Here is a 1,589-nt window from a genome sequence, read left to right as displayed (position 1 = left end):
CGTTGTAGCTAGGGCAGTGTGGTCGTCATCACATATGAAAAAGTCTGTTTCGGGTACAGTTACATTCCGAAATATAAGAACAAACATTAAAACAATAAGAACTTACGCAGTTATTTTTTTAAATTGCCGAACAGAAGAAGGTAGAAAAGGCTCATATAGACGTGATTTTGAAAGCGAAGAACCAGTTAAGTTTAGTGTTGGCAACCCTGGCGTTGATGCCTGTCGTTGCGTCTGCTGAACTGCGTCCTATTTCTGATGAAGAATTAGGCGAAGTATCTGGTCAAGCGGCTGTAGCGTTTGATGTAGACCAAATAGGATCGACAAGTTATACCCGTGTAACGTTGGGTATGGAAGCTGAGATCCAAATGAATATCGATAATCTTGAGGCGGGCCGCTATGCAAAAACAGGCGAAAGTCTTGAGGCTGATTTACAAGTTTCAAACCTCGGCTTGGGTTCGATTTCTACAGATTCATCTAAAGTTCAGCTTGATGGTAATACCTATGACGTGAATGAAATTATTCCGTTTGAGCTGAATGATCCATATTTTGAAATTGCACGAGACGACAATAATGAGCTGATCGGTTTTCGTATTGGTTTTGGCGAAGCGAGAGGTCAGTTGTCTGGCGATTTTGGAAGTATTTCAGGCAATGTTGAGATGGACATTGTTGATGACTTTGGAACTCGTTACGAGTCGCAGCTTCTGAATGCGGCAGGTGATGCTGATAACTCTAGATCAACAAATTTCGGTGTGGCTCGCGAATTTACCGGTGGTACGACAGATTGCTCAACAGGCTGGTATTGCTATGACTTAGGTGATTTCAAAACACTTGATATTGGTGAGCGAAACGCCGACACAGGTGCAGTGGAATACACTGAAGACTTCTTTATTGGCTTCCAGAAACAAGCGACGGAATGGATGACTTCAGACGGATCGCTTAATACAGATCTAGGCGCTTTCATTAACCTACCGACGGCGATGCAGATCGATATGAATAGTGGTTTGAATGCAGGCGGTACGGATCGTGTCCGATTAGAATATATCGATCGCGGAAACGGTTTATTCTAACTTCATCTTCGTCTTCTACGCGTTTACTATTAGGTCCTAATTATTTCTAGGCCTAACCTCTATGCAAACTATATTTTGGCACGACTACGAAACGTTTGGTGCTGACCCTCAAAGAGATCGACCATGCCAGTTTGCTGGTGTAAGAACGGATCTCGAACTCAATATCATCGAAGAGCCCGTTACTATCTTCTCACAGCCAACAGAAGATTATCTGCCTTCTGTTCAAGCGTGTCTGGTCACTGGTATCACTCCACAAAAAGCAATGGCAGAGGGTGTTTCAGAAGCTCAGTTTGCAAAAAACATTTCGGAAATCTTTTGTCAGGCAGAAACCTGCGTTGCGGGTTACAACAGTGTCCGATTTGATGATGAGGTGAGCAGAAACCTGTTTTATCGCAACTTTTATGATCCTTATGAAAGAGAGTGGAAAAACGGGAATTCTAGGTGGGACATTATTGATGTTGTTCGGCTTGCTTATGCTTTACGTCCTGACGGTATTAATTGGCCTACTGGCGATGATGGCAA

General features: G+C 43.2%; 2 protein-coding genes. Both read left to right on the top strand.

Annotation, left to right across the window (positions count from 1 at the left end):
• Positions 1-167 precede the first annotated feature (167 nt).
• Complete coding sequence (locus A3738_RS15020) at positions 168-1,067, top strand: DUF6160 family protein (protein ID WP_156502758.1); 900 nt, start codon at positions 168-170, stop codon at positions 1,065-1,067.
• A gap of 61 nt (positions 1,068-1,128) precedes the next feature.
• The coding region (gene sbcB / locus A3738_RS15015) for an exodeoxyribonuclease I (protein WP_082890055.1) at positions 1,129-1,589 on the top strand (461 nt) is incomplete at its 3' end.

It is taken from the genome of Oleiphilus sp. HI0066, from assembly GCF_001635725.1.
The sequence above is the reverse complement of the archived record's forward strand: the minus strand, read 5'-3'. Positions and strand labels throughout refer to the sequence as shown.